General features: G+C 56.8%; 25 protein-coding genes. 12 read left to right on the top strand and 13 right to left on the bottom strand.

Annotation, left to right across the window (positions count from 1 at the left end; translation table 11 throughout):
* Nucleotides 1–37 precede the first annotated feature (37 nt).
* The 3 genes from AB4Y96_RS15445 to AB4Y96_RS15435 form a co-directional block, all read right to left on the bottom strand.
* A complete protein-coding gene (locus tag AB4Y96_RS15445) occupies nucleotides 38–1126 on the bottom strand; it encodes a M24 family metallopeptidase (RefSeq protein WP_441918335.1) in 1089 nt (362 codons plus the stop codon).
* A gap of 73 nt (nucleotides 1127–1199) precedes the next feature.
* Nucleotides 1200–2792 carry an ABC transporter substrate-binding protein gene (locus AB4Y96_RS15440; RefSeq protein ID WP_441918334.1) on the bottom strand — a complete coding sequence of 531 codons (1593 nt, stop codon included), beginning with the start codon at nucleotides 2790–2792 and terminating at the stop codon, nucleotides 1200–1202.
* A gap of 54 nt (nucleotides 2793–2846) precedes the next feature.
* Complete coding sequence (locus AB4Y96_RS15435) at nucleotides 2847–3428, bottom strand: helix-turn-helix domain-containing protein (RefSeq protein WP_441918333.1); 582 nt, start codon at nucleotides 3426–3428, stop codon at nucleotides 2847–2849.
* A gap of 265 nt (nucleotides 3429–3693) precedes the next feature.
* Here AB4Y96_RS15435 and AB4Y96_RS15430 point away from each other — a divergent pair, with 265 nt between their 5' ends.
* Genes AB4Y96_RS15430 through AB4Y96_RS15410 form a run of 5 tightly spaced genes read left to right on the top strand, consistent with a single transcriptional unit; the run spans nucleotide 3694 to nucleotide 7705 of the window.
* Nucleotides 3694–4698: an ABC transporter permease gene (locus AB4Y96_RS15430; RefSeq protein ID WP_441918397.1), complete on the top strand. Its 1005-nt coding sequence runs from the start codon at nucleotides 3694–3696 to the stop codon at nucleotides 4696–4698.
* A 9-nt stretch (nucleotides 4699–4707) separates the two neighbouring features.
* Entirely contained in the window at nucleotides 4708–5613 is a 906-nt protein-coding gene (locus AB4Y96_RS15425) for an ABC transporter permease (RefSeq protein WP_441918332.1), read from the top strand.
* Entirely contained in the window at nucleotides 5610–6446 is an 837-nt protein-coding gene (locus AB4Y96_RS15420) for an ABC transporter ATP-binding protein (protein WP_441918331.1), read from the top strand. Before AB4Y96_RS15425 ends, AB4Y96_RS15420 begins: the two co-directional genes overlap by 4 nt.
* A complete protein-coding gene (locus tag AB4Y96_RS15415) occupies nucleotides 6443–7183 on the top strand; it encodes an ABC transporter ATP-binding protein (protein ID WP_441918330.1) in 741 nt (246 codons plus the stop codon). Before AB4Y96_RS15420 ends, AB4Y96_RS15415 begins: the two co-directional genes overlap by 4 nt.
* A 21-nt stretch (nucleotides 7184–7204) precedes the next feature.
* The gene (locus tag AB4Y96_RS15410; protein WP_441918329.1) at nucleotides 7205–7705 is read left to right on the top strand and encodes a GAF domain-containing protein; all 501 of its coding nucleotides are present in this window, start codon (nucleotides 7205–7207) and stop codon (nucleotides 7703–7705) included.
* Between the two features lie 21 nt (nucleotides 7706–7726).
* Here AB4Y96_RS15410 and AB4Y96_RS15405 read toward each other — a convergent pair whose 3' ends face one another.
* Genes AB4Y96_RS15405 through AB4Y96_RS15375 form a run of 7 tightly spaced genes read right to left on the bottom strand, consistent with a single transcriptional unit; the run spans nucleotide 7727 to nucleotide 15331 of the window.
* Entirely contained in the window at nucleotides 7727–8128 is a 402-nt protein-coding gene (locus tag AB4Y96_RS15405) for a RidA family protein (protein WP_441918328.1), read from the bottom strand.
* A gap of 51 nt (nucleotides 8129–8179) precedes the next feature.
* Nucleotides 8180–9802, bottom strand: a complete 1623-nt coding sequence (locus AB4Y96_RS15400; RefSeq protein WP_441918327.1) for an AMP-binding protein — start codon at nucleotides 9800–9802, stop codon at nucleotides 8180–8182.
* A 5-nt stretch (nucleotides 9803–9807) separates the two neighbouring features.
* The gene (locus AB4Y96_RS15395; RefSeq protein ID WP_441918326.1) at nucleotides 9808–10962 is read right to left on the bottom strand and encodes an acyl-CoA dehydrogenase family protein; all 1155 of its coding nucleotides are present in this window, start codon (nucleotides 10960–10962) and stop codon (nucleotides 9808–9810) included.
* Nucleotide 10963: 1 nt separating this feature from the next.
* Complete coding sequence (locus AB4Y96_RS15390) at nucleotides 10964–11776, bottom strand: enoyl-CoA hydratase family protein (RefSeq protein ID WP_441918325.1); 813 nt, start codon at nucleotides 11774–11776, stop codon at nucleotides 10964–10966.
* The gene (locus tag AB4Y96_RS15385) at nucleotides 11769–12272 is read right to left on the bottom strand and encodes a MarR family winged helix-turn-helix transcriptional regulator (protein ID WP_441918324.1); all 504 of its coding nucleotides are present in this window, start codon (nucleotides 12270–12272) and stop codon (nucleotides 11769–11771) included. The genes AB4Y96_RS15390 and AB4Y96_RS15385 overlap by 8 nt, the downstream gene beginning before the upstream one ends.
* Nucleotides 12269–13033: an SDR family NAD(P)-dependent oxidoreductase gene (locus tag AB4Y96_RS15380; protein ID WP_441918323.1), complete on the bottom strand. Its 765-nt coding sequence runs from the start codon at nucleotides 13031–13033 to the stop codon at nucleotides 12269–12271. Before AB4Y96_RS15380 ends, AB4Y96_RS15385 begins: the two co-directional genes overlap by 4 nt.
* Nucleotides 13034–15331 (bottom strand): bifunctional salicylyl-CoA 5-hydroxylase/oxidoreductase, encoded by a 2298-nt coding sequence (locus AB4Y96_RS15375; RefSeq protein WP_441918322.1) that lies wholly within the window; start codon nucleotides 15329–15331, stop codon nucleotides 13034–13036.
* A 256-nt stretch (nucleotides 15332–15587) separates the two neighbouring features.
* On the opposite strand from AB4Y96_RS15375, the gene AB4Y96_RS15370 reads away from it, so the two are divergent.
* The 6 genes from AB4Y96_RS15370 (at nucleotide 15588) to AB4Y96_RS15345 (ending at nucleotide 21621) form a co-directional block, all read left to right on the top strand.
* Nucleotides 15588–17006 (top strand): 3-hydroxyacyl-CoA dehydrogenase NAD-binding domain-containing protein, encoded by a 1419-nt coding sequence (locus AB4Y96_RS15370; RefSeq protein ID WP_441918321.1) that lies wholly within the window; start codon nucleotides 15588–15590, stop codon nucleotides 17004–17006.
* Between the two features lie 71 nt (nucleotides 17007–17077).
* Entirely contained in the window at nucleotides 17078–18214 is a 1137-nt protein-coding gene (locus AB4Y96_RS15365; RefSeq protein ID WP_441918320.1) for an ABC transporter substrate-binding protein, read from the top strand.
* A gap of 69 nt (nucleotides 18215–18283) precedes the next feature.
* Nucleotides 18284–19204 (top strand): branched-chain amino acid ABC transporter permease, encoded by a 921-nt coding sequence (locus AB4Y96_RS15360; protein WP_441918319.1) that lies wholly within the window; start codon nucleotides 18284–18286, stop codon nucleotides 19202–19204.
* An 8-nt stretch (nucleotides 19205–19212) separates the two neighbouring features.
* Entirely contained in the window at nucleotides 19213–20196 is a 984-nt protein-coding gene (locus tag AB4Y96_RS15355; protein ID WP_441918318.1) for a branched-chain amino acid ABC transporter permease, read from the top strand.
* Nucleotides 20189–20938 (top strand): ABC transporter ATP-binding protein, encoded by a 750-nt coding sequence (locus AB4Y96_RS15350; protein WP_441918317.1) that lies wholly within the window; start codon nucleotides 20189–20191, stop codon nucleotides 20936–20938. Before AB4Y96_RS15355 ends, AB4Y96_RS15350 begins: the two co-directional genes overlap by 8 nt.
* Nucleotides 20935–21621 carry an ABC transporter ATP-binding protein gene (locus tag AB4Y96_RS15345; RefSeq protein ID WP_441918396.1) on the top strand — a complete coding sequence of 229 codons (687 nt, stop codon included), beginning with the start codon at nucleotides 20935–20937 and terminating at the stop codon, nucleotides 21619–21621. Before AB4Y96_RS15350 ends, AB4Y96_RS15345 begins: the two co-directional genes overlap by 4 nt.
* Nucleotides 21622–21657: 36 nt before the next feature.
* Here the strand turns inward: AB4Y96_RS15345 and AB4Y96_RS15340 are convergent, their stop codons facing one another.
* The gene (locus AB4Y96_RS15340; protein ID WP_441918316.1) at nucleotides 21658–23952 is read right to left on the bottom strand and encodes a heavy metal translocating P-type ATPase; all 2295 of its coding nucleotides are present in this window, start codon (nucleotides 23950–23952) and stop codon (nucleotides 21658–21660) included.
* Nucleotides 23953–24022: 70 nt separating this feature from the next.
* Here AB4Y96_RS15340 and AB4Y96_RS15335 point away from each other — a divergent pair, with 70 nt between their 5' ends.
* Nucleotides 24023–24445 carry a MerR family transcriptional regulator gene (locus tag AB4Y96_RS15335; protein ID WP_441918395.1) on the top strand — a complete coding sequence of 141 codons (423 nt, stop codon included), beginning with the start codon at nucleotides 24023–24025 and terminating at the stop codon, nucleotides 24443–24445.
* A 41-nt stretch (nucleotides 24446–24486) separates the two neighbouring features.
* Here the strand turns inward: AB4Y96_RS15335 and AB4Y96_RS15330 are convergent, their stop codons facing one another.
* Both AB4Y96_RS15330 and AB4Y96_RS15325 read right to left on the bottom strand, forming a co-directional pair.
* On the bottom strand, nucleotides 24487–25197 hold the full coding sequence (locus AB4Y96_RS15330; protein WP_441918315.1) for a L,D-transpeptidase: 711 nt from the start codon (nucleotides 25195–25197) through the stop codon (nucleotides 24487–24489).
* 200 nt (nucleotides 25198–25397) lie between these two features.
* Nucleotides 25398–26117: an MgtC/SapB family protein gene (locus AB4Y96_RS15325; protein ID WP_441918394.1), complete on the bottom strand. Its 720-nt coding sequence runs from the start codon at nucleotides 26115–26117 to the stop codon at nucleotides 25398–25400.
* Nucleotides 26118–26125: the final 8 nt, after the last annotated feature.

The following is a 26125-nucleotide window of genomic DNA, read 5'->3' as shown; positions in this document are numbered from 1 at the left end:
GTAAAGGCCGTTTCGGTTGCGAAACGGCCTTCTATTATCAAGCTTTGAAAGCCGTTCTTGGCAGTTCGGACAGGACTTCCGCCCTGTTGCCACGGATGATCACGATCTCTTCCAGCCGGAGGCCAAATTTGCCGCTGAGATAAATGCCCGGTTCAATCGAGAATACGTGCCCATCTTCGAGAATGGCTTCGGAGGTTGCGGTGATGTAGGGCGGCTCGTGGATATCGATGCCCATGCCATGTCCGGTACGGTGCAGGAAGAATTCCCCGTAACCTGCTTCGGTGATCACATCGCGCGCCGCCTTGTCGACTTCCCTGGCAGCCACACCGGGTTTGGCCGCAGCAATGGCCGCCTCGACCGCACGATCAAGCACCGCATGCACCTTATCGAAATCCTCTGGCGTTTCGCCGCAGACGGCAACGCGGGTCATATCACTGGGATAGCCATCACTGCGCCCGCCAATATCGATCAGCACAGCTTCATTGGCTTTCAACTTGCGCTCGCCGGTATGGTGGTGAGGGAATGCACCATTCTCACCAAAGCAGACGCTGGTGAACTCAGGCTTTGCATTGTTGGCCTTGTAGAAATCTCTGACAACGCCAGCGATTTCCTGCTCGGTAACACCCGGTTTCAATGCAGCAAAAGCCGCACGCATCGCCCCATCATTGATAAGGGCGTTGGCCTTGAGAGCCGCATACTCAGCGTCGTCCTTACGGGCGCGCAGATAGCCGACCGTATCATTGAGGAAGGTGCGCTTGGCACCCGGCAATGCGTCAATAACAAGCAGCGCGAAATCCGCACGCATTGTTTCATCAAGGGCAATCTTGATGCCGGGCTTCGACGCACCTGCATCTTTCAGCAGGGCGGCAAGCGCCGCATCGGGACCTTCACCGTCGGTCCATGGATAGAATGGCAGATCCGTATGCTGACGCGAACTGTCCGCATTGAGTGCAGGCATCAGCAGCCCGGCATGGTCTTTGCTGACAATCAGCAGCACAGGCCGCTCATCACCATGGGGCGAAAGCCCGGCAAGCCAGACCATATGTGAGGAAGGACCGACCACGACAAGATCGGTTCCCGTTTCAGCCATGCGTTGGCGCAGGCGCGTCATCCGAAGTTCAGACATTTTGCTATTCCCGTTGATATGGACGTTGGATATGGGCCGCCCGGCAATCCGGGCGACCCTGAAGCAGTGTTGCCTAGTTCTTTTTTACAAGGCGGTAGAAGACAAAATCCGAGGTCGCGCCGTTGACATAGCCCGAGACATTCTTGGCCAATGCTACCTGTGTTGCTGCCTGGAACATCACAATAATCGGTGATTTCTCCTGCACTTTTTTCTGCAGATCAACATACATCTGGTTGCGCTTGGTTTGGTCGGCTTCGGCACGCGCTGCCTTGGTTTCAGCATTGAGTTCAGCCGGGACCGCCCAGCCATTGCGCCATGTGGTGGTCGACTGGTAATTGCCGTCGGAATTATCCTCGTTGAAGGCGAATGCCTTGGCATTTGAATCAGGGTCCATGAAGTCAGGGCCCCAATAGAGCAGCATGGCCTCATGGGTACGGGCACGGTACTTCGTGATGACCTGACTGCCCGTGCCGGGAATGATGTTGAAGTTGATCCCGGCTTCGGCAAAACCCGCCTGCAACGACTGCGCCATATCGGTGAATGGCGTTGAATTGATCACATCAAGCGTAACATTAACAGGGGTTTTCACACCGGCATCGGCGAGGATTTTCTTCGCCTTGGCAGGATCATAGGTATAGGGCGTATCATCCAATGAGCCGGGGAAACCCGCTGGCCAGAATGCCTGATGCACCTGCATCTGTCCCTTGAGGAACGAGTCCGTCATGCCCTTGTAGTTGACAAGGTAACGCGCTGCTTCCCAGACGGCAGGATTGGTCAGCGCCTCATCCTTCTGGTTCAGACTGAGAAAATGCACAGCGGCCTGTGGATAGGTCTCGACATTGACTGTGCCCTTGGTCGAAAGGCTGGCGACCTGATCCGGTGTCAGGTTCTTGGCAATGTCCACATCACCAGACTCAAGCAGCAATTGCTGGGTCGCGGCTTCGGCCACATGGCGGATAATGACCGACTTCATTGCCGGTGCACCCGCGAAATAATTAGGATTGCCTGTAAGGCTGATGATCTCCGCCGGACGGAACGCTTTCAAAACAAACGGGCCGGTTCCGGCGGAATTGGACTTGAGCCACGTATTACCCATATCGCCATTGGCTTCATTGGCCTTCACCGTCACCGCGTCAATGACAGAGGCAGGACGGGCAGCGAGAACGTTGAGCACAAAGGCCGAAGAGAAATCGCCATCATATTTAACGACAACCGTGTTGCCGGATGCCGTAACCATCTTGTCGAAATTATCAGCAGTCCAGCCCAGTTGCGCCAGAATGAAGGCAGGTGCCTTGTTCAGTGCAATAACGCGCTTCCAGGAATAGACCACATCGTCAGCCCGTAGCGGATTGCCCGAGGTGAATTTTACGCCGTCCCGCAGGATAAAGGTGATGGTCTTGGCGGCATCATCCACCTTCCACTCCGTCGCCAGACCCGGTGCCAGCGTCTTTACGTCAGGCGCGTCATATTGCACCAGACGGTCATAGGTCTGGGTTACATATTCGCCCGAGGTGAACTCATAGGCTTCAGCCGGATCGATACTGACGATATCGTCGATATTCTGGGCCACAACCAATGCATTTCCGGGGGTTGCCGCATGGGCGGTAAGCGGCGCAGATGCGGATATAACGGAAGCGGCAAACAGTGCCGCTTTGAACAGTTTCATTCTTCATTCTCCTCTGGATTGTTATTGTTATTGGGTTGTTTTTGTTGAAGCGGTCTAAAGGCGGGTCCGGAATATGGGCAATGTCCCTGTCCAGAGAACCCGCGCCGTCTTGTCCGTATCATTCCACCACGCGTGGGGCCGGTTGCCGCGAAAATGCAGGCTATCACCGGTCGAGAGCACCACTTCTTCATCGTCAAGCTGATGGGTAATGACACCTTCAAGCACATAGAGGATTTCTTCGCCCTCATGGCTGACCGTTTCGGAGCGGTATCCCGCCGGTATATGCATGATGACAGACGAAAGAATGTTCCCGGCAAAATCCGTAGCGATCTGCTCGTAAACAATGGAGGAACCGTCGACCGAATATTTCTGCCGCTCGCCCTGCCGGGTCAGCGCGTCTTCCACGTTCGGGGTGGCAATAAAATAATCCATCCCGACATCGAGGCTGCGCGAAATCTGCGCGAGCGTTCCCAGTGACGGTGTGGCATGATCGCGTTCAACCTGACTGAGATATCCGACTGAGATGCCTGCGGCATCGCAGATTTCCTGCAATGTCAGCTGCAATTGACGCCGCCGTGCGCGGATCATTGCCCCGATCTTGGGCTGTCTGTCAGTGTTGCGGACCTCGGAAGACATGGGCGATTCCACTCTTAGTAAAATTTCTTTGATCTAAGCAAAAATTTTTGTATGGTCCAAGCAGAATCTTCGGCAGGCTCAGGCAAAATGCATCCGCACCCCTGAATTTTAGACCGGGATCGACGGGAACAGTCGACACGAATGGGCCAACCCAGGTGTCAAGAATGGGAAGGCACAGGATTTGGCATTCGAATCCGAAACATTGGCAGGTATTGCCACCAAGGCGGCCAAGCGACCGGGCTTTCGCAAGAGCCGGAGTGCGCGCCTGATCTTCGGGCTGGGGGGCTTTGTCATCTCCGTGCTCATCACCTTTCTCGGACTGTTGGCCATCACCTTCTTCATTGGCCGCGTTGTCCCCATTGATCCGGTTCTGGCTGTGGTCGGTGACCGCGCGCCGCGTGCGGTTTATGAAGCGGCGCGGATACAGATGGGGCTCGACCAGCCAGCCCTCGTACAATTCTTCCATTATGTCGGCTCGGTGCTTCGGGGCGATCTCGGCACATCCGTATCAACGGGCAAACCCGTTCTCGACGATCTGAAGCGCGTCTTTCCGGCAACGCTCGAAATGGCCACACTCGGCATCATCATCGGTGTGCTGCTCGGTGTTCCCATGGGGGTCTATGCCGCCAGCCGCCGGGGCAGTCTGGTTGATCAGATCATCCGCGTGGTCGGACTGCTGGGCTATGCGGTTCCCGCCTTCTGGCTTGGCCTCGTTGGGCTTGCGGTTTTCTATGCCCGCCTGAAATGGGTCGCGGGTCCCGGCCGCCTCGATATTTTCTATGACGGGTTGGTCGATCCGGTCACGGGTATTGTGCTGATCGACAGCCTGCTGGCAGGTGAAACCGAGATTTTCGTCAATGCGCTCTGGCATCTCGCCCTGCCCGCCTCGGTGCTTGGTTTCTTCAGCCTTGCCTATATCGCGCGCATGACGCGCTCCTTCATGCTCGACCAGCTGTCGCAGGAATATGTGACCACTGCACGCGTCAAAGGCGTGTCGGAACGGCTTGTCATCTGGCGCCATGCATTCCGGCCTATTCTGGTTCCGCTGATCACCGTCATCGGCCTTTCCTATGCTGCATTGCTGGAAGGCTCTGTCATGATCGAGACAATATTTTCCTGGCCGGGTATCGGCAATTATCTGACCGTGGCGCTGCTCAATGCGGATATGTCCGCCGTGCTTGGCGCAACCCTCGTCATCGGTGCGGTCTTTATCGGCATCAACAAGATTTCCGACGTGCTCTACCGCGTCCTTGATCCCCGCGCGCGTTAGGAGGCACCGATGGCAAATGTACATAGCTGGCTGATCGACGATAGCCCCGCCTCGCGGATGCAGGCCCGTCTTGGCCGCCTTTACCGGATATGCGGCGCTCTCTCGCGCAATCCGCTGGCCGCCGTCGGCGCGATCATCATTCTTGTACTGATCCTCACCGCAATATTTGCGCCGCTCATCGCAACCCATGATCCGCTAAAACAGGATCTGGCACAGCGCCTGTTACCGCCGGGTGGTATCAACTGGATGGGAACGGATGAGCTTGGCCGGGATATCTGGTCCCGCGTGGTCTATGGCGCACGCATCACGCTTGTCATCGTCGTGCTGGTGGCCGTGCTTGCCGCGCCTGCCGGACTGATTATCGGCGCTGTCGCCGGATATTTCGGCGGCTGGATCGACCGCATCCTGATGGGCATCACCGATATTTTCCTCTCCATGCCCAAACTCATTCTGGCACTGGCGCTTGTGGCGGCACTTGGACCCGGCATCGAAAACGCCATTATCGCCATCGCAATCACCTCATGGCCCGGCTATGCCCGCATTGCCCGGGCGGAAACGCTAACCTTCAAAAACTCGGAATTCATCGCCGCGATCCGCCTGCAAGGTGCTTCCTCGCTGCGGGTTATTCTCGGCCATGTGCTGCCACTGTGTACCTCGTCAATGATCGTGCGCGTCACGCTTGATATGGCGGGTATTATTCTGACCGCTGCTGGCCTCGGCTTCATCGGTCTTGGCGCACAGCCTCCCCTGCCCGAATGGGGGGCAATGATTGCGCGTGGTCGCTCCTTCATTCTGGATCAGTGGTGGGTGGCGACCATGCCGGGCTTTGCCATCATCATTGTCAGCCTTGGCTTTTGCTTCCTCGGCGATGGTTTGCGCGATGTCCTTGATCCCAAGAGCGGAGAACAGCATTGAGTACGCCCCTGCTCGAGGTCGACAATCTGCGCGTCACCTTTCCTACGCCCAAGGGTCCGATTGACGTGGTACGCGGTATTTCCTTCACCCTTGGCCGCGAACGGCTCGGCATTGTTGGCGAAAGTGGGTCGGGCAAATCGATGACCGGCCGCGCCATTCTCAAACTCATACGCGCACCCGGTAAGGTCAGTGCCGACACATTCCGCTTTGACGGTATCGATCTGAACAAGCAGTCGGAGAAGGCGATGCGCAGTATTCGCGGCGCGCGCATCTCCATGGTGATGCAGGACCCGAAATTCTCGCTCAACCCTGTTATGACTGTCGGCGAGCAGATTGCCGAAGCGTTGCAAACTCACAAACGCCTGCCACGCCGGGAAACCCAACAGCGCGTGCATTCCATGCTGGAGGCTGTGCGCATCGCCGATCCGGAACGTGTCGCCACGCTCTATCCGCATGAAATATCCGGCGGCATGGGTCAGCGCGTGATGATCGCGATGATGCTGATCCCCGAACCCGATCTGCTGATTGCTGATGAGCCGACCTCCGCGCTTGATGTTTCGGTGCAGGCGCAGGTGCTTGATATCATTGACGAACAGGTCAAGCGTAAAGGTATGGGGCTTATCTTCATCAGCCATGACCTCAACCTTGTTTCGAGCTATTGCGACCGCATTCTGGTTATGAATACCGGCAAAATCGTTGAGGAATGCAAGGCAGGAGAGCTACGCAATGCAACACATCCCTATACGCGCGGGCTGATTGCGGCCATTCCCAGACTGGATGAAACCCGCGACGAGTTGCCCGTTCTCGACCGCAATGCATGGGCGGCCAAATGAGCGCACTCGCTTTGAACAATCTCGACATTTCCTATGGCGAGACGCAGATCACCCACGGCATCAGCCTTGATATTGCTGAGGGTGAAAGCTTTGCTCTGGTCGGCGAAAGCGGCTCGGGTAAATCAACGGTTCTGAAAGCCGTTGCCGGTCTTGCGCCGCAATGGACGGGATCAATCACCGCCTTCGGCCAGCCGCGCAGCCATGGCATTGATCAGCATTTCGCTAAGCATTGCCAGATGGTGTTTCAGGACCCCTATGGTTCCCTGCATCCGCGCAAGACGGTTGATGCCATCCTGAGCGAGCCGCTGGCCATTCACGGCATCGGCAGTCAGAACAGCCGTGTTGAGGATATTCTCGTAGCCGTCGGGCTCGAGCGCAAATTCCGCTTCCGCTATCCGCACCAACTGTCTGGCGGCCAGCGCCAACGTGTTGCCATAGCCCGCGCCCTGATGCTTGAACCCAAGCTATTGCTGCTGGATGAGCCCACCTCGGCGCTCGATGTTTCGGTGCAGGCGGAAATTCTCAATCTGCTCAAACGCTTGCGCCGCGAACAGAACCTCACCTTCCTCATGGTGACGCACAATCTGCCCGTCGTCTCGTTTCTCTGTGACCGGCTGGCTGTCATGCGCCATGGGCGGATTGTCGAAATAGCCGACGTGGCTGAACTCAAGCGCGGTGCGCTGAAAGAAACCTACTCGCGCGAACTGATGGAAATCAGCGTCGCACATACGGGTTGAAAAACGATCAAGGATCAGGAAATGACACAGGAAGACATCACAGCGGCTTTGGCCGAATTTGACGCTGATATCGCCAATGACACGAGCGCCGACGGCCCATGGCAGGCATTGCAGGTGCTGTCGCAAAAGATCATCGGCGCCAAGCTGTTCACCATCATGACCGTCGACATGAAGAATGAACTGGCGCGCCGTGAATATACCTCGGATGCCAAGAGCTACCCGGTATCAGGCACCAAGCCGATCCATTATGACCGCTGGTTCGATACGGTGCACAAGGACCGTCAGTCCTTYGTTGCCAATACCATTGCCGACATTGCGACGGTGTTTTCAGATCATGAAACGATCTGGGCGCTCGGCTGCGGTTCAGTGATCAACATTCCCGTAGTCATTGCAGGCGAACTGCTCGGCACCGTCAATTGTCTCGACGTAGAGCATCACTATACGCCAGAACGTGTTGAGCTTTCTAAGCTTCTGGCACTACCCGCCAAGCTGGCGTTCCTTGCTGCCAGCAAGCCCGCGTAATGCCGTATATTCCTGCTCGCTCTATGGGCGGGCAGGAATGACCGCTGTCGCCTCGATCTCAATCAACGCGCGATCCTCAAGCAGCGCAACGACCTGTACCAGCGTCATTGCTGGAAAATGCCGTCCGAAAACCCGGCGATAGGCTTCGCCCAGCCGCTTCTGCTCGGCCACATAGGTCTTTTTGTCGGTGATGAACCATGTCAGCCGCACAAGATCGGTCGTCTGTGCACCGGCGCTTGCAAGCACATCGACAATATTGCGCATGGCTTGTTCGGCCTGTTCGACGAAATCATCCGTCTCAAAAATCTGGTCCTTGGTCCAGCCGATCTGTCCCCCGACAAAGATGACCTTGCCTTCGGCTGCCATGCCATTTGCATAACCCTTTGCCGCTGGCCAGCCCTGCGGATGTATGATCTCTGCCATTCCGATTTCCTACCTGATTTCTTTCTGGAATGCGTCCTGTGCCTGACGCTGTTACTGATATGCCTTGCGCAACTGGAAGCGCTGTATTTTCCCTGTCGCTGTCTTGGGCAGCGCATCGAGAAACTTGATTGAGCGTGGATATTTGTAGGGCGCTATGACCTGTTTGACATGGTCCTGCAAGCGCTTGATCGTTTCGTCGCTCGCCGCAACATCGGCCCGCAGAACCACATGCGCCTGCACGATCTGGCCACGGGTTTCATCGGGCGCACCGATAACAGCGCATTCGCTGACATCCGGGTGGGCGAGCAGTGCCGCTTCCACTTCCGGCCCGGCAATATTGTAGCCAGCCGAAATGATCATATCGTCGGAGCGCGCGGCAAAGTGGAAATAACCGTCCTCGTCCTGAAAGAAGGAATCGCCGGTAAGATTCCAGCCATCGCGGACATAATTCTTCTGGCGCTTGTCGGCGAGATAGCGGCAACCGATCGGCCCGCGCACCGCAAGCCGGCCGATTTCGCCGCGCGGTACTTCTTTCATCCCCTCATCGACAATCACAGCCTGATATCCGCTGACGGGCTTGCCGGTTTTACCCGGACCTGAATCCTCCAGCCGGTTGCTGATGAAAATATGCAGCATTTCCGTTGCGCCGATGCCATCAAGCAGTGGCTTGCCGGTTTTCTGCATCCACGCTTCATAGATGGGCGCTGGCAATGTCTCACCTGCCGAGACCGCGATGCGCAGGGAAGACAAATCAGCACCCTCATTCATCGCCTGCAACATGACGCGGTAAGCGGTGGGTGCGGTAAAGCTGATCGTTGCCTTATAGGTCTCGATAATATCGATCATCTTTGGCGGCGTTGCCTGTTCGAGCAAAGTGGCTGCAGCACCAAAGCGCAGGGGAAAAATCGCGAGGCCTCCAAGACCGAAGGTAAAGGCCAGCGGTGGTGAACCGACGAAAATATCATCCGGGCGAACACCCAGCACTTCCTTGGCATAGCCATCGGCAATGATCAGAAGATCGCGGTGGAAATGCATCGTTGCCTTGGGCTCGCCCGTCGTACCTGAGGTGAAGCCAAGCAGCGCAACATCATCGCGGCCGGTTTTCACAGCTTCGAAACGAACAGATTTGTCGAGCGCGATCCGGTCCAGTTCCGCCTCGTGATTGGCGGTTCCATCAAAGCCGACGACCTTTTTCAGAAACTTGCTGGATTTGGCACAGGTTTCCATGTCTTCAAGCAGGCGCGTATCGCACAGCGCCAGAGATATCTCAGCCTTATCGACGATCTGGGTAAGTTCCCCCACCCGCAGCATCGGCATCGTATTAACAACAACCGCACCAACCTTGGTTGCCGCCAGCCAGCAGGCGACCATGGCCGGGTTGTTGGCGGAGCGTATGAGAATACGATTACCCGGCTCAACACCGTAATTTTCGACGAGCGCATGGGCGATGCGGTTGGTCCAGTCAGTCAATTCCTTATAGGTCCGGCGGCGGCCGTTGCCGATCAGCGCGGTATTGTCGCCGAAACCTTTGGCGACCATGGCATCGGTCAGTTCCACGGCGGCGTTCAGCCATTCCGGGTACTGGAAATTTTCCATCAGCAGCTCAGGCCATTCCTCCAATGGAGGAAGATTATCGCGGGTAAAGTGATCCGTATGCGCCGATGGTCCCAACATTCTCTTTATCCCCTTGCAAGTTCATGCCTTGCGATGATTATTTTTTGAACGTCCGACGCACCTTCATAGATGCGCAATGCCCTGATCTCCCGGTAAAGGCGCTCGACAACGCTGCCTTTGCGAACGCCATCTCCACCGTGAATCTGAACAGCCTTGTCGATCACGCTTTGCGCCCGGTCGGTGGCATAAAGCTTGGCCATGGCGGCTTCCCGGCTGACCCGTTCGGCGCCGCTATCCTTCAGCCATGCGGCCCGGTAGACGAGCAGCGCCGCCGCATCGATATCGACAGCCATATCGGCGATATGCCCCTGCACCATTTGGAGGTCGGACATCGGCGCACCGAACAGGTTACGACCATTGGCACGGCTTACCGCTTCATCCAGTGCACGGCGAGCAAAACCCAGCGCTGCCGCAGCAACAGTGGAGCGAAAAACATCAAGCACTGACATGGCAATGCGGAAGCCCTGACCCGGCGCGCCTACTAGCGCCGAGGCTGGTATGCGGCAATTGTCAAAGACAAGCCGCGCCAGCGGGTGCGGAGCGATCACTTCAAGGCGTTCGGCAATGATCAGCCCCGGCGTATCGGCAGGCACGATAAAGGCAGAGATGCCCTTGGCACCCTCGCCTTCGCCCGTGCGGGCAAACACCGTATAGACATCGGCGATCCCGCCATTGGAAATCCATGTCTTTTCGCCATTGAGCACAAAGCCGTCGCCGTCGCGCACTGCCGCCAATTCCAGATTGGCCACATCGGAGCCTGACTGCGGCTCGCTGAGCGCGAAGGCGGAGAGCGCCTTGCCCGCGCGGGTTTTCGTCAACCAGAATTGCTTTTGCGCATCGGTGCCAAACAGGGACAGCGCACCAGTGCCAAGTCCCTGCATGGCAAAGGCGAAATCAGCGAGCCCATCATGCCGCGCCAACGTCTCGCGAATGATGCACAGGCTGCGTACATCAAGCTTGCCTGTGGCATCAGGATCAACCGCCGTGTGCCTGAGCAGTCCGGCTTCTCCAAGCTTTGCGACAAGACCTCGACAGGCGTCATCAGTGTTCTCGTGATCGATATGGCCCGTATTGGCAACCGCCCATGCTTCAACCGTATCGGCAAGCTGGCGATGCACATCCTCGAAAAACGGCCATGACAGAAAGCTGCGATCAATCATTTCAATCGCCCTTGAAGACTGGGGTCTGATGCGCGACGAATGCGTCATAGGCCCGCTGGAAATCCTGTGTCTGCATGCAAAGCGCCTGCGCCTGCGCTTCCGCCTCGATGGCTTGATCGATGGACATGGACCATTCCTGATTGAGCATGGTCTTGGTCATCATATGGCCAAATGTCGGACCATCGGCGAGGCGTTTTGCCAGTTTGAAGGCCTCGTCATCCAGCTTTTGCGCATCAACAATCCGGTTATAAAAACCCCAGCGCTCGCCTTCCTCGGCGGACATGCTGCGTCCGGTGTAAAGCAGGTCGGCAGCCCGGCCCTGCCCGATAATGCGCGGCAGGATCGCACAGGCACCCATATCGCAGCCAGCAAGGCCAACACGGGTAAACAGAAACGCGGTTTTGGCAACGGGTGTCGCAAGGCGCAGGTCTGATGCCATGGCAATGATCGCCCCCGCACCCACGCAGACCCCATCGACAGCGGCGATAACAGGCTTGCCGCAATGCATGATCGCCTTGACCAGATCGCCCGTCATCCGGGTGAACTCCAAAAGGCTTTTCATGTCCATCTTCAAAAGCGGGCCGATGATATCATGCACATCGCCGCCGGAGCAGAAATTGCCGCCATTGGAGCCGAAGACCACCGCCTTGATATCATCCGCATAGACAAGCGCGCGAAAGCAGTCGCGCAGTTCCGCATAGCTGTCGAAGGTCAGTGGATTCTTGCGCTCCGGGCGATCAAGTGAAATGACTGCAACGCCGTCGGTCACGCTCCATTTGAAATGGGTGGCCTTGTAATTTGCCATCTCACGCATCGTGTTCCTCCCCGCTGTGCAACCCTTGCGCATGTTCGATTGTATCCAGCGTAGCGAGCAATCCCGCTGTCACATCCACAGGCAGACTGCCGAAAATCTCGTTGATCCAGAGTTCATGTGCCGCCGCCATTTTGGCAAACTCGTCCCTGCCCCGCTGTGTCAGCCGCACCAGCATGGCGCGTTTGTCGCCAGCGACCGGGACGCGCAGCACCGCGCCATCCGAGACAAGCCGCTCGATGATGCCCGTGACATTGCCGTTGGAAACCCGCAGCGCCGAAGAAAGCTCGCTCATCTTCAGCCCTTCCTCGAAACGATAAAGCGCGGCCATCACATCGAAGCGCGGCAAGGTCGTATCGAATTCAACCCGCAGGTTTTCCCGGACAACCGCTTCGACATGCTTGGTGGCTTTCAGCATTTTCAGCCAGACGCGCAGGCTCTGTTTCACGCGCTCAGGCTCGGCTTTGCGTGAGGCGGAAGGATTGTTCTTGCTGCTCATACTTCGCCTCCTGAAATGGATATGGCTTGCCCGGTGATGGAGCCGGAGTTCGGGCCGCATAGCCAAAGCACCGTCTGCGCAATCTCCTGCGGCTGGATCAGCCGCTTCTGCGGATTGGATGCGACAAGTGCAGCGACTGCCTCGTCGCGGCTTTTGCCGGTTTTCTGCATGATGGTTTCGATGGACCGTTCAAGCATCGGCGTCTCGGTGAACCCCGGACAAACAGCATTGACCGTGATCCCGGTTTTCGCGAATTCCAGCGCCAGTGACTGGACCAGCCCGATGACACCATGCTTGGCAGCGGCATAAGCGGCCACATAAGGATAGCCTTTCAGACCCGCAGTCGAGGCAATGGCAATCAGCCGCCCATTGTTTTTCGCTGTCATGGCAGAAAGCGCATGCTGGAAGGTCAGGAAAACGCCCGTCAGATTGAGATCAATCTGGCTTTGCCATGTCTTCAGATCCAACTTCTGGAAGGGTGTGCTTGTCGCCGAACCCGCATTGGCTATCGCAATATCGAGCGAACCTGTTTCGCTCTGGATACGCTCAAACAAGAGCCGGGAGGATTCCTCGTCAGTTACATCAACGGCGATGGGAATGATCTGCTTTGATTGTGCTGCAATTTCATTGAGCGCTTCGATGCGACGGCCTGCAATCACAACCCGTGCGCCTTCGCCCGCCAGCGCAAGCGCTATGGCTGCCCCCACGCCCGAACCGCCACCGGTAACCAACGCAATCTTACCTGCGAGCGACCGTTCCATTTACGCGCCCTCAATGGGAGCGATGACTTCGGCGCGCTCCGCCAGACGGTAGATTTGATCCCGCCCGGGATAATAGGGTTTTGGCCACGTCACACTCTTATCACCCAGCGCCACCGCCGCATGCAGCGTCCAATAGGGGTCAGCCAGATGCGGGCGAGCAAGACAGACAAGATCGGCGCGTCCAGCGAGCAGGATCGAGTTGGCATGATCGGGCTCGTAAATATTGCCGACAGCCATGGTTGCCATGCCCGTTTCGTTGCGGATACGATCCGAGAACGGGGTCTGGAACATGCGGCCATAGACAGGCTTGGCGTCTATTGAGGTCTGTCCTGCCGAGACATCGCAGATATCAACACCGGCCTCCTGCAACATGCGTGCAATCTCAACCGCGTCCTGCGGTGTGATGCCTTTGTCACCCATCCAGTCATTGGCGGAAATGCGCATCGAAATGGGCTTTGCCGAGGGCCAGACAAGGCGCACCGCCCGGAAAATTTCGAGGGGATAGCGCATGCGGTTTTCCAGCGAACCGCCATATTCATCCCTGCGATTGTTCATCACGGGGGTAATAAACGACGAGAGCAAATAACCATGCGCCGCATGGATTTCCAGCATGTCAAAACCGGCTCTGTCAGCCATCTCAGCCGAAACCACGAACTGATCACGCACACGATCCATATCGGCGCGGGTCATCGCCATGGGTGTCTGGTTATCCGGGGACCAAGCCAGACCAGACGCGGAAAGCACCGGCCAATTGCCATCGGGCAAGGGCACATCCGTTCCCTCCCAGCCAAGACGCGTTGATCCCTTCGCACCGGAATGACCAAGCTGGCAGCTGATTTTCGCTTCGGTTTCCGCATGGACGAAATCGACAATGCGCTTCCACGCCGCTTCATGCTCGGGCGTATACATGCCGGTGCAACCGGGGGTGATCCGTCCCTCCGGGCTGACACAGGTCATCTCGATAGTCACGAGGCCAGCACCGCCCTTGGCGCGCTCGCCATAATGCACGAGGTGCCAGTCACCAGGCGTGCCGTCAACAGCCTTGTACTGCGCCATCGGCGAGACGACGATGCGGTTTGTCAGCACCATGTCGCGCAGCTTGAACGGCGCAAACATCGGCGCGCGTTGCGTTCCCTTTTTTGCTCCAGCCTTTTCCTGAAACCAGCCTTCCGCGCTTCCCAGCCAGTTCCGGTCACGCAGGCGCAAATTCTCATGGCTGATGCGCTGCGAGCGGGTCAGCAGTGAATAGTTGAACTGCACCGGATCGAGTTCAAAATAACGCTCGACTTCCTCGAACCACTCAAGCGAATTGCGCGCGGCTGATTGCAGGCGCAGCACCTGCAAGCGCCGCTCGTCCTCATATTTGGCGAAGGCGTCTGCAATGGATTTTTCCGCATGGAGATAATTGGCGAGGGCAATCGCGCTTTCCAGCGCCAGTTTTGTGCCCGAACCAATGGAAAAATGCGCTGTAGCTGCCGCATCGCCCAGCAACACCACATTGTCAAACGACCATTTTTCACACAGAACACGCGGAAAACTGATCCATGCGGAACCGCGAATGTGGTTGGCATTGGTCATCAATGCATGACCGCCGAGATATTTGGCAAAAATCCGCTCGCAGACCGCAATGGATTCCTGCTGGCTCATACTGCCAAAGCCGAACTTGTCCCATGTCTCCTGACTGCACTCGACAATGAATGTCGCCGTATCGCCGTCAAACTGATAGGCATGCGCCCAGACCCAGCCGTGCTCGGTTTCCTCGAAAATGAAGGTGAACGCGTTGTCGAATTTCTGGTGTGTACCAAGCCAGACAAATTTGCATTTACGGGTATCAACTTCAGGCTTGAAATGTTCAGCAAAGACCGTGCGGGTGCGCGAATTCAAACCATCGGCAGCAACGACCAGATCATAAGTCTTCGCAAGCGCCGGGATATCATCAACAGGCGTTTCGAACTGCAGGTTCACGCCCAGTTCACGGGCGCGGTCCTGCAAAAGCATCAGCAGTTTCTTGCGCCCGATGCCGCAAAAGCCATGGCCGGTTGAAACGGTTTCGGTCTGCTTGAAGTGAACGGCGATATCATCCCAATAGGCAAAGTGCGCGCGGATCGCATCAGCACTCACCGGGTCGTTGGCGGCAAGGTTCGCCAATGTCTCGCTTGAAAGCACGACGCCCCAGCCGAACGTATCATCAGGCTTGTTGCGCTCGATCACGGTGATGTCGTGGCCGGGATTGCGCAGCTTCATGCTGATCGCGAAATAGAGACCGGCGGGTCCTCCTCCAAGGCAAGCGATCTTCATCAGGCATACTCCCGTTAAACCCTGCTCATCGTGTCACCGCATCAAAATAATTTCAAGCATGAAATTTCAAGCTTGAATAATTTTCAATTTATGGGGATAGTCAATTCAAGCAGAGCAAACTGCAGGGGGGATGCGATATGGAAAACTATATCCAAACCGAGGTGAAGGATGGTTACGCCATCCTGACACTGACGCGCCCCGATGCAGGCAATGCGGTATTCCCAGCCAAACGCCAACCTGACTTCAGGAGGCGCTAATGGCTCATCCAGTCAACATCATTGGCATTGTTGGTGCTGGCACCATGGGACGGGGTATCGCCCATCTGATCGCACGATCCGGCATAAGGGCAATTCTGCATGATACGCAGGAGGGCATGGCTGCGAAAGCCAAAGCCACGATCCTTGCCGAGATTGACCTGCGTATCGCGCGTGGCAAATCGACGGAAGGCGAGCGTGATGCGTGCGCCGGGAATATCGTCATTGCCGAGACCTTGAATGATCTGGCGCCTGCACAATTGGTTGTCGAAGCCATCATCGAGACGCTGGAAGCCAAGGCTGCGCTGTTCCAATCATTGGAAGCGATCTGCACCCCGGATTGTCTCCTCGCTACCAACACCTCATCCCTATCCATCGATGCAATCGCCCGCTCCATCCGGGATCCCAAACGTTTTGCCGGACTGCATTTCTTCAATCCGGCTCCGCTGATGAAACTCGTTGAAGTCGTCGCCGGTTCGCAGACCGAAACCGACGTGACAACGAAACTATCCGATCTCGTTGTGAGGCTCGGGAAGACACCGGTCGAGGTGCGTGACAGTCCGGGATTTCTGGTCAATCGCTGTGCCCGTCCCTTTTACGGTGAAGCGCTCCAACTGCTTGAAGACCGCATTGCCGACGCCATAACCATCGATGCCTGTATCAAATCATCGGGTGGTTTTCCTCTCGGGCCATTTGAACTGATTGATCTTGTAGGCGCCGATATCAACCTTGCCGCAACGAAATCCGTATGGGAAGGGTTTGAGCGGTCACCACGCTTCAAACCCTCGCCGCTTCTCGAAGACATGAAGGCCGAGGGCAGACTTGGCCGCAAAACCGGCAATGGGTTCTTCACCTATCCCCGTCAGGACAATGTGCTCTCGGGGGAGAGCCACATATCCACAGTTGAAGCGTTGAAACGGCAGTTGGAGACGCGCACGGGTGTCGCCGTTCATCTGAGCGATGGCCGCACTGCACATGAGCTTGGTACTGCCAACCACCAGCCCACCATTGTGCTGGACCGGCAGATCGGCAACTGGCGCGGTCCCGTGACGCTTGCCTTCGCGCAATACGAACTGAGAGAGGCCGATATTCACTCCATAGCACTGCAAGCCAAGGCGCTCGGTGTTGAACTGCATGAAATTGCGGATACACCGGGGCTCATCTTCCTGCGCGTGGCGGCTATGCTGATTAATGAAGCAGCCTTTGCGTTTGAACAGGGCCTGTCCACGACAACGGGAATTGATACCGCGCTGAAACTCGGCCTGAATTTCCGGCATGGCCCGCATGAAATGCTTGATACGCTTGGTCTACCCGTTGTTAGCAATACGCTTGAGCGCTGCGGTCAAATCCATCCTTCTGGCCGATATGATCCGTGTCCGGCTCTAACCCGTTTTGCGGAGGATAAGACAACACAGAATTAGAGCGCGTGAGCACTTGCATCGAAGATCAATTTGCAATTGAGATGAACCATAAAAATAAGGGGAACGACGCAATGAAGACAATAGCAGCAGCGGCATTGGTGGCAGGTTTGGCCTTTTCGGCTCAGGCCATGGCTGAACCTGTAAAGATCGGCATGATCACCACGCTATCGGGCGGTGGTGCAGGACTTGGCATCGATATCCGCGATGGTTTTCTGCTTGCCATCAAGGAGTCTGGTAACAAGGATATCAAGGTCATCGTTGAGGATGATGCGCAAAAGCCGGAGCTTGCCGTGCAGATTGCCGACAAGATGGTCCAGAGCGAAAAGGTCGATATTCTCACCGGCATTGTCTGGTCAAACCTTGCCATGGCGGTTGTTCCCGGTGTTGTTGGTCAGGGCACATTCTATCTGTCCACCAATGCGGGTCCATCGGCGCTTGCCGGGGAAAAATGCAACCCCAATTACTTCAACGTTGCCTATCAGAACGACAATCTGCATGAGGCGATGGGCAATTACGCCAATACAGCCAATTACAAAAAAACCTTCATTCTTGCCCCGAACTATCCGGCGGGCACAGATGCACTCACCGGCTTCAAGCGTTTCTACAAGGGCGCTTTGGCGGGCGAACTCTATACCAAGGTCGGCCAAACAGACTATGCCACCGAGATCGCGCAGATCCGCGCGTCGGGTGCTGACAGTGTCTATTTCTTCCTGCCCGGTGGTATGGGCATTGCCTTCATGAAGCAGTATTCACAATCGGGCATTTCCACCCCAGTTATGGGCCCCGGCTTTTCCTTCGATCAGGATGTGCTCGGCGCCATCGGCGATGCAGCCTTGGGTGTGAAGAACTCGTCGCATTGGTCAAAAGACCTCGATAATGCGGCCAACAAGAAATATGTCGCGGCCTTCAAGGCTGAGTATAAGCGCCTGCCATCGCTCTACGCGACACAGGGCTATGACACCGCCAATCTGATCCTCTCGGCTGTCGCCAAGGCGAGCGTCAAGGACAAGGATGCCTTCCGCGCCGCTCTGAAAGAAGCCAAGTTCGATTCCGTGCGCGGCAAGTTCAAGTTCGGCAACAACAACCATCCGATCCAGGACATCTATGTGCGTGAAGTGATCAAGGAAGACGGCGTTTTGACCAACAAGATCGTCGCCACCAGCTTCACCGATCATCAGGATGCCTATGCAGCCAACTGCAAGATGTAGGCGGTAAAACCCGGTGCGCGGATGAAAAGTCCGCGCACGTTGCTATGCCTGTTATGGATTGGATGAAACTTGTCGTCGGCTCTCATCATTGAACAAGCCCTGAACGGCCTGCAGTTCGGCATTATGCTGTTTCTGATGGCCGCCGGATTGACGTTGATTTTCGGCGTCATGGGGGTGATTAACCTCGCCCATGGCTCGCTCTATATGGTCGGCGCTTTCGCCTGTGCTGCCGTTGCCGCCTATACTGGCTCGTTCTGGCTCGGTCTGGTGGCCAGTCTCATTGCCGCCGCCGCTGCCGGAGCGATTGTCGAAGTCACCGTGATCCGCCGCCTCTACAACCGCGATCATCTGGATCAGGTGCTTGCCACCTTCGCGCTTATCCTGATCTTTTCGGAAGGCACCCGCTGGGTTTTCGGCTCCTTTCCACTCTATCTCGACATACCAAAAGTACTGCAGGGCGCAATCAGCCTGCCGGGCGGTGCGCAATACCAGCTTTACCGGCTCGCTATCATTGGCGCGGGACTTGTCGTTGCCATCGGGCTCTATCTACTGATTGCAAAAACACGGTTGGGCATGCGCATCCGTGCTGGCGAATCCGACCGGGAAATGATCGGCGCGCTTGGCGTCGACATTGCCTCGCTCAACACCATCGTTTTTGCGCTTGGAGCGGCGCTTGCAGGTCTTGCCGGAGCACTCGTCGGCGCATTGCAATCGGTGCAGGTAGGCATGGGGGAACCTGTGCTCATTCTTGCCTTTGTCGTTATCGTCATCGGCGGTATCGGCTCCATCAAAGGTGCGCTTGCCGGTGCCATTCTTGTTGGTGTTGTCGATACGATGGGGCGCTTTCTCCTGCCGCAACTGTTCACGCTGTTCATGGAACCCTCGCAGGCGGCTACGGCGGGCGCTGCTGTCGCCTCCATGCTGATCTACATCGTCATGGCCTTCATCCTCGCAGTGCGGCCAAAAGGCCTCTTTGCGGTCAATGCGTGAGGGGTGAAATGGTGAACCGCGAGCGCCTTGTGAATATCGTTCTTGCCCTGATTTTGCCCGTACTGGCCTTCGTGGCTTCTGGCATGGGCGAGCCCTTCTACATGACGCTTGCCACCCGTATTGCCATTCTCGCCCTTGCCGCTGTCGGATTGAATCTGGCGCTTGGGCTTGGTGGGCTAGTCTCGTTCGGCCATGCGGCCTTCTTTGGCATTGGCGGGTACGTGGCTGGAATATTTGCCACCCATGCCTTCAACCAGATACCGCTTCTCTCCTCGCCCTTTGTCATCATGGCGACAAACCAGATGCCGGTCATCTGGATTGTCAGCGCCATTGTTGCCGGTCTGGTTGCATTTCTCATTGGCTTGATCAGCCTGCGCACATCGGGCGTCTATTTCATCATGATCACCCTCGCCTTTGCCCAGATGATCTATTATTTCGCCATTTCATGGCCCGCCTATGGCGGCGAGGACGGCCTCTCGATCACGATACGCAATGGCTTTCCCGGTGTGAACACACTTGCTCCCCTCAATTTCTTCCTGATCGCCTATGCCCTGCTTCTGCTTGCTCTCTTCGCCTTCGCCCGATTGAGAGATTCCCGTTTTGGTGCCGCCCTGCAGGCAACCCGGCAAAACGAGATGCGCGTCGCGTCCATCGGCATCCGGCCACTGCGCATCCGGCTGGTTGCCTTCATTCTATCGGGGATGATCACCGCCATCGCGGGCGCCCTCTTTGCCGATCTCAACCGCTTTGTCGGCCCGTCCATGCTGTCGTGGAGCATGTCCGGTGAATTGATCGTGCTGATTATATTGGGAGGCACCGGCCGTCTCTTTGGCCCTGTTGCGGGGGCCATCCTGTTTGTCCTGTTCGAATTTGCCCTTGGCGGGCTGACCGAGCATTGGCAACTTTTCCTTGGTCTCATTCTCCTCGCGGTCGTCCTGTTCGGGCGCGGCGGTCTTGTTGGTCTTCTCGCCGGGAAGGTGCGTCATGGCTGAACCCGTTCTGAGCATCCGCAATCTCTGCAAATCCTTCGGCGCGCTGAAGGCGACTGATGATGTCAGCCTTGACCTTTATCCCGGCGAAATCCATGCGCTGATCGGGCCGAACGGAGCAGGAAAATCTACACTCATCCACCAGATTGCCGGGACATTGAAACATAATAGCGGTGCGATTCATTTCATGGGCCATGATATTTCGGCGCTGGATGTTTCGCAGCGCGCACAACGGGGACTTGGCCGCACATTCCAGATATCGTCACTGACACCGGAGTTCTCGGCGCTGCGCAATGTCATGCTGGCCGTTCAGGCCAATGAGGGTTCGAGCTTCCGCTTCTGGAAGCCCGTCATGGCCGATGCTTCGCTCAAAGACAGAGCGCGAGACATGCTTGGCCGTGTCGGGCTGCTTGACCGCGCTGATATACCCAGCGCCGAGCTTTCCCATGGGGAACGCCGCCAGCTTGAGATCGCCATTGCGCTGGCACTTGGTCCCAAGGCCTTTCTGCTTGATGAACCGATGGCGGGCATGGGACCGGAAGGCTCAAAGCGGCTGACAGCATTTCTTGATACGCTTCGGCATGAAGCACCAATCCTTCTTATTGAACACGATATGGATGCGGTCTTCGCCTTGGCCGACCGTATTTCGGTGCTCGTCTATGGCCGCATCATTGCAACCGGCTCCGTCGATGAGATCCGGCAGAACCCGCTTGTGCGCGAAGCCTATCTCGGGGAGAGCGTCTGATGCTGCTGGAACTTGCGAAGGTCGAAACATTCTATGGCGCATCGCAGGCGCTTTTCGGTGTTGATCTTGCGATGGCAGAAGGCGAAGTCGTCGCGCTTATGGGCCGCAACGGCATGGGTAAAACCACCACCATTCGCTCGATCTTCGGCCTCTCACCCTTACGCCATGGCACGATCCGCTTTGCAGATAATGATATCTCGGCGGCAAAGCCCTATCGCATTGCCCGGCTTGGTCTCGGCCTTGTGCCGGAAGGACGCCGCTGCTTTCCTAACCTCACCGTCGCGGAAAATCTGCTGGCCTCGGCGCGCAGCGGTTTCTGGACGATCAAGGAGGTGAATGCGCTCTTCCCCCGCCTCGCGGAACGCTCCGGCCAATATGCCAATTCCCTTTCGGGCGGCGAACAGCAGATGCTTGCGGTCGGTCGCGCGCTGATGACCAACCCCAAACTGATTGTTCTCGATGAGGCAACAGAGGGGCTGGCGCCCGTCATCCGGCAGGAAATCTGGAAGGCCATCGCCGCGCTGAAACAACAGGGCCAGTCCATTCTGGTTGTTGATAAAACCCTGTCGGAACTGCTGCCGGTAGCTGACCGCTGCGTGATCCTCGAAAGGGGACGCACTATCTGGAGCGGACTGCCGGGAGAACTGACAAGCGAGATTCAGGATCGCTATCTTGGTGTGTGACGGCATCTCAAGCAGATAGCCGTCACACATCATTTTCTATGAGCGGCCCTTCCAGCCGAGAAGCCGCATGGCGTTGGCTGTTACCAGCACAGTTGCGCCCGTATCGGCAAGGATCGCGGGCCACAATCCGGTGAGGCCAATGATGGTCGTCACCAGAAACACCGCCTTCAATCCAAGCGCGACAGTGATGTTCTGGCGGATGTTGCTCATTACAGTCTTCGACAGATCAATCATATTGGCAACATCGATCACCCGGCCATGCAGGATCGCCGCATCGGCGGTTTCAAGCGCCACATCGGTGCCCCCGCCCATAGCGATACCGATATCGGCTGCGGCAAGCGCGGGAGCATCGTTGATGCCATCGCCAACCTTGGCAACAGTCAGGCCGGAACGCTGCATCTCGCCAACGATCCGCTGCTTATCCTGTGGCAGCAATTCGGCTCTTGGCTCAATGCCCAGTTTGGAGGCAATGGCTTCGGCGGTGCGGCGGTTATCACCTGTCAGCATCACGGCGCGAATGCCCTGCTCTTTCAGCACAGCAAGTCCGCGCTCCGCATCGGCACGCGGCTCATCGCGCATGGCCAGCAATCCCGCGAGTTTGCCCGCAACAACCACAACGGAAACCGTCTTTCCCTGATCATTCAGCTTTTCAATTGAAGCTGTTTGTTCGGCGCTGAGTGGCGTCGTTTCGCTAACCGCCTGCGGCGAGCCGAGAAACACCGTCTTGCCGGAAACAGTTCCTTCAACGCCCTTGCCTGATACAGCCTTGGCCAAGGTGGATGGGAGAACCGTAACGCCGTCAGCCTTTGCCTTATCAAGAATGGCCATGGCAAGCGGATGGCTGGAACCAGTTTCGAGAGCAGCGGCCATCGACAGGATTTCCTGCTCGGGCATGCCGAATGAAACGATATCCGTGACGACGGGTTTGCCTTCGGTCAAAGTGCCCGTCTTGTCGAAGGCAACAGCCGTGACTTTTCTGAAGGTCTCAAGTACAGCGCCGCCCTTCATCAGCAGGCCGCGCCGCGCACCGGCGGAAAGACCTGCGGCAATGGCAGCGGGCGTCGAAATAACCAGCGCACAGGGACAACCGATCAACAGAATGGCGAGACCCTTATAGACCCATTCACTCCAGATACCGCCCATGAACAATGGCGGCACGACAGCAACAAGCGCGGCCACAACCATGATGGCAGGTGTGTAGTAGCGCGAAAAACCGTCAATAAAGCGCTCGGTTGGAGCCTTGCTTTCCTGCGCCTCTTCAACGAGCCTGATGACCCGCGCAATCGTATTGTCACTCGATGTCGCTATTACCTTGATCCGCAGAACACCATCGGTATTGATCGTACCGGCAAAAACCGTATCGCCAACATTTTTGCGCTTGGGTGTGCTTTCACCCGTCACCGGCGCTTCGTCGATTTCGCTTGTGCCTTCGGTGATCTCGCCATCGGCGGGAATACGGTCACCCGGACGGACAAGGATGATGTCGCCGATAACAAGACTATCGGCAGGCACTGACGTGGTGTTGCCGCCGCGTTCCACCAATGCGGTTTTGGGGACGAGATCAGCCAGACCTTGAATGCTGGCACGGGCACGGCCAGCCGCAACGCCTTCCAGCAATTCGCCAATCAGAAACAGGAACACTACGGCGGCAGCTTCTTCACCCGCGCCGATAAACACAGCACCAATCGCCGCGATGGTCATCAACATTTCAATGGAGAATGGCGTGCCCGATCGGGCAGCCATGATCGCCCGGCGGGCAATGGGGACAAGCCCGACAAACATCGCGACCACAAAAGCCCAGTTGGCAATGTCAGGATAGAGCTTGCCAACGCCGTAGGCCGCAACCAGAGCCACGCCGCTGATGATAGTCAAAAAGCCCTTGCGGCTCTGCCACCAGCGGCTTGGCTTTGAACTTTGCGCCGACGCGGCGGCAGCGACCACAGGAGCATTTGCTTTTGCGTGGTCATGACCTGAATGATCGTGTCCCGCATGGTCGTGATCGTGGTGATCCCCATGATCATGTCCTTCGTGGGAATGACCTGCATGGTTGTGGTTCGCGTGATCGTGACCGCTGCATGTCGGAGCGGCAGCCTGTGCAGTGCTTTTGGCAGTCAGCGGCGAAACCTTGTAGCCAAGCCCGCCCACCTTTTTCTGGAGAACAGTCAGATCCGCCGTCTCATCGTGTTTGACTGTCATTGTCCCGGCAGTGACCGAGACGGAAATGTCAGATACTCCCGGCAAGCGGCGCACCGCCGTATCGATCTTGGCTGCACAGCTGGCACAGTCCATGCCCTCGACCCGGAAGCGGGTTTGCGTTGGCGCTGCTGTCATGATTCAACCTCTCTTGACTCTGTTGACGGCAACGCTACATGCTCTAGTGACTAGAGGAGCAAGCGAAATGTTGAAAGAAATTTCAATCGGTGAAGCAGCCAAGCGCAGCGGCGTCAAAGTGCCGACGATCCGTTATTATGAGCAGATCGGGTTGCTGGCAGAACCGGCGCGCACGGACGGCAACCGCAGGCATTATGAAGACACGGATATCCGCAGGCTGGCGTTCATTCGCCATGCGCGGGAACTCGGTTTTGAAATCGACTCGATCCGCACTCTGCTGCATTTGCAGGATGATCCCAACCAGCCCTGCGAAACGGCAGATGGTATCGCCAATGCACGGCTCATCGAGGTTGAGCAGCGTATCCGCAGCCTGAATGCGCTGAAAGCCGAGCTTGAACTAATGGTCGAAGGATGCAGGCATGGCCGCGTTGGGGAATGCCGTGTGATCGAAATTCTGGCCGATCACGGCAAATGCGTTCATCCGCATCATTGAGATTGCGGTCTATTAAACCGCAATCTTAATTGCATCAGGGATTATAGAACCAGTAAGGGCGTCTTGCTTGGAACGCGATCATACAGGTCCATCACATCCTGATTGAACATGCGGACACAGCCAGATGAAGCGGATTTGCCGATGGAGTTCCAGTCGGGCGAACCATGAATCCGGTAGAGCGTATCGACGCCGCCCTGGAAGATGTAAAGCGCGCGCGAACCAAGCGGATTGTTCACACCCGGCGGCATACCCTGCCGCCACTTTTCCAGTTTCGGATCGCGCGAAATCATCGCTGATGGCGGTGTCCATGTCGGCCATTTGCGCTTCCACTGAACAATCGCGCGGCCCTTCCACGAATAGCCCTGACGGCCCAGCCCGACGCCGTAACGCATGGCCTTGCCATTCTTCAGCACCAGATAGAGAAACTTGTCGACCGTGTTGATGACAATCGTGCCGGGCTTCTCCCCTGTCGGATCATCCACGATCTGCCGCAGGAATTTCTCATTGACCTTGGCAAAGGGAATGGCGGGCAGTTTGTAGCCATCCTCTTCAACCGCACGGTACATGCTGACGTAATCAGGCTTTGCCGGTTCAACCCGCGCTGCAACCGGTGGCTGTTCCGGCGCGGGAGGCGTTTGGACATCGGCGACTTCGAGGGACTGTTTGGGCAATTGGGCACAGGCCGCAACCGCGGAAACGGCAGCAAGCGACAGCCCGGTCAGGAATGACCGGCGCGAAACAAGGGATGACATTCTGTATGCTTTCAAACGTTGGGATAGGCAGGGCGGACAGGCGGTCGTGGCTACCGCTTTGCTGTTCCTTTGAGATCGGATCGCGGCAACTCTGTGTCAAAAACAAGGCGGACCGCAATGCCTACGGCGCTGTTGCAATATCATCACAGTATATATCGCGCTGTAACCTTGCGTGATTTAGTTACATGTATGGCCACCACCTAGTCCTTGGTGCTGCCTTCCCATGTGCCATGGGAAATACCCTTCTGCTTTTCCATATGGATGATAACCGCATCGATCTCAGCGGGATCAATGGCCGTGCTCACCAGCGTAGCGACGATCTCCACTGTCTCCTCATCGCCCTGATCCAAAATCTCCACGTCGCTGACGGGATAATCCGCATCCTCCAGTTTTTCGACCAGAAGATCGCGCATGGCAGGCATGGCCGCGCGGGTTGATATCAGCTTGACCTCATAGGTTGCCTCCGCCGCCTGTTCGCTGATCGGGATGCGATTGATGAAATTGACCAGCGGGCGCAACAGCGTATTTCCAGCCAGAACAAACACCGTCAGCAATGCGGCTTCTGCAAGCATATCCGTACCCGCACAGGCACCCACCGCCGCCGAACACCAAAGTGTCGCCGCTGTGTTGAGGCCGCGCACATTCATGCCCTCTTTCATGATCACGCCGGCACCGAGAAAACCGATGCCTGATACCACATAGGAAATGACCCGCACCGCTTCCGTCGTTCCGGCAATGCGCTGCGCCAGATCGACGAAAGCCGCAGCGCCGATTGCCACAAGCACATTGGTGCGCAGACCGGCGGTGCGCTGCCGGTATTGTCGTTCCGCGCCGATCAGCGTGCCGAAGATGAAGGCGGCGACAAAGCTGATAGTCGTGTCAAGGAAGGGATAAAGATCAAATGTCTGTATGAATTTCATTTTAGCAC

The sequence above is a fragment of the Phyllobacterium sp. TAF24 genome, assembly GCF_052113785.1.
Taxonomy (GTDB): domain Bacteria; phylum Pseudomonadota; class Alphaproteobacteria; order Rhizobiales; family Rhizobiaceae; genus Phyllobacterium.
Note: the sequence above shows the minus strand (reverse complement) of the source record. Positions and strands in the feature narration are given on the sequence as shown.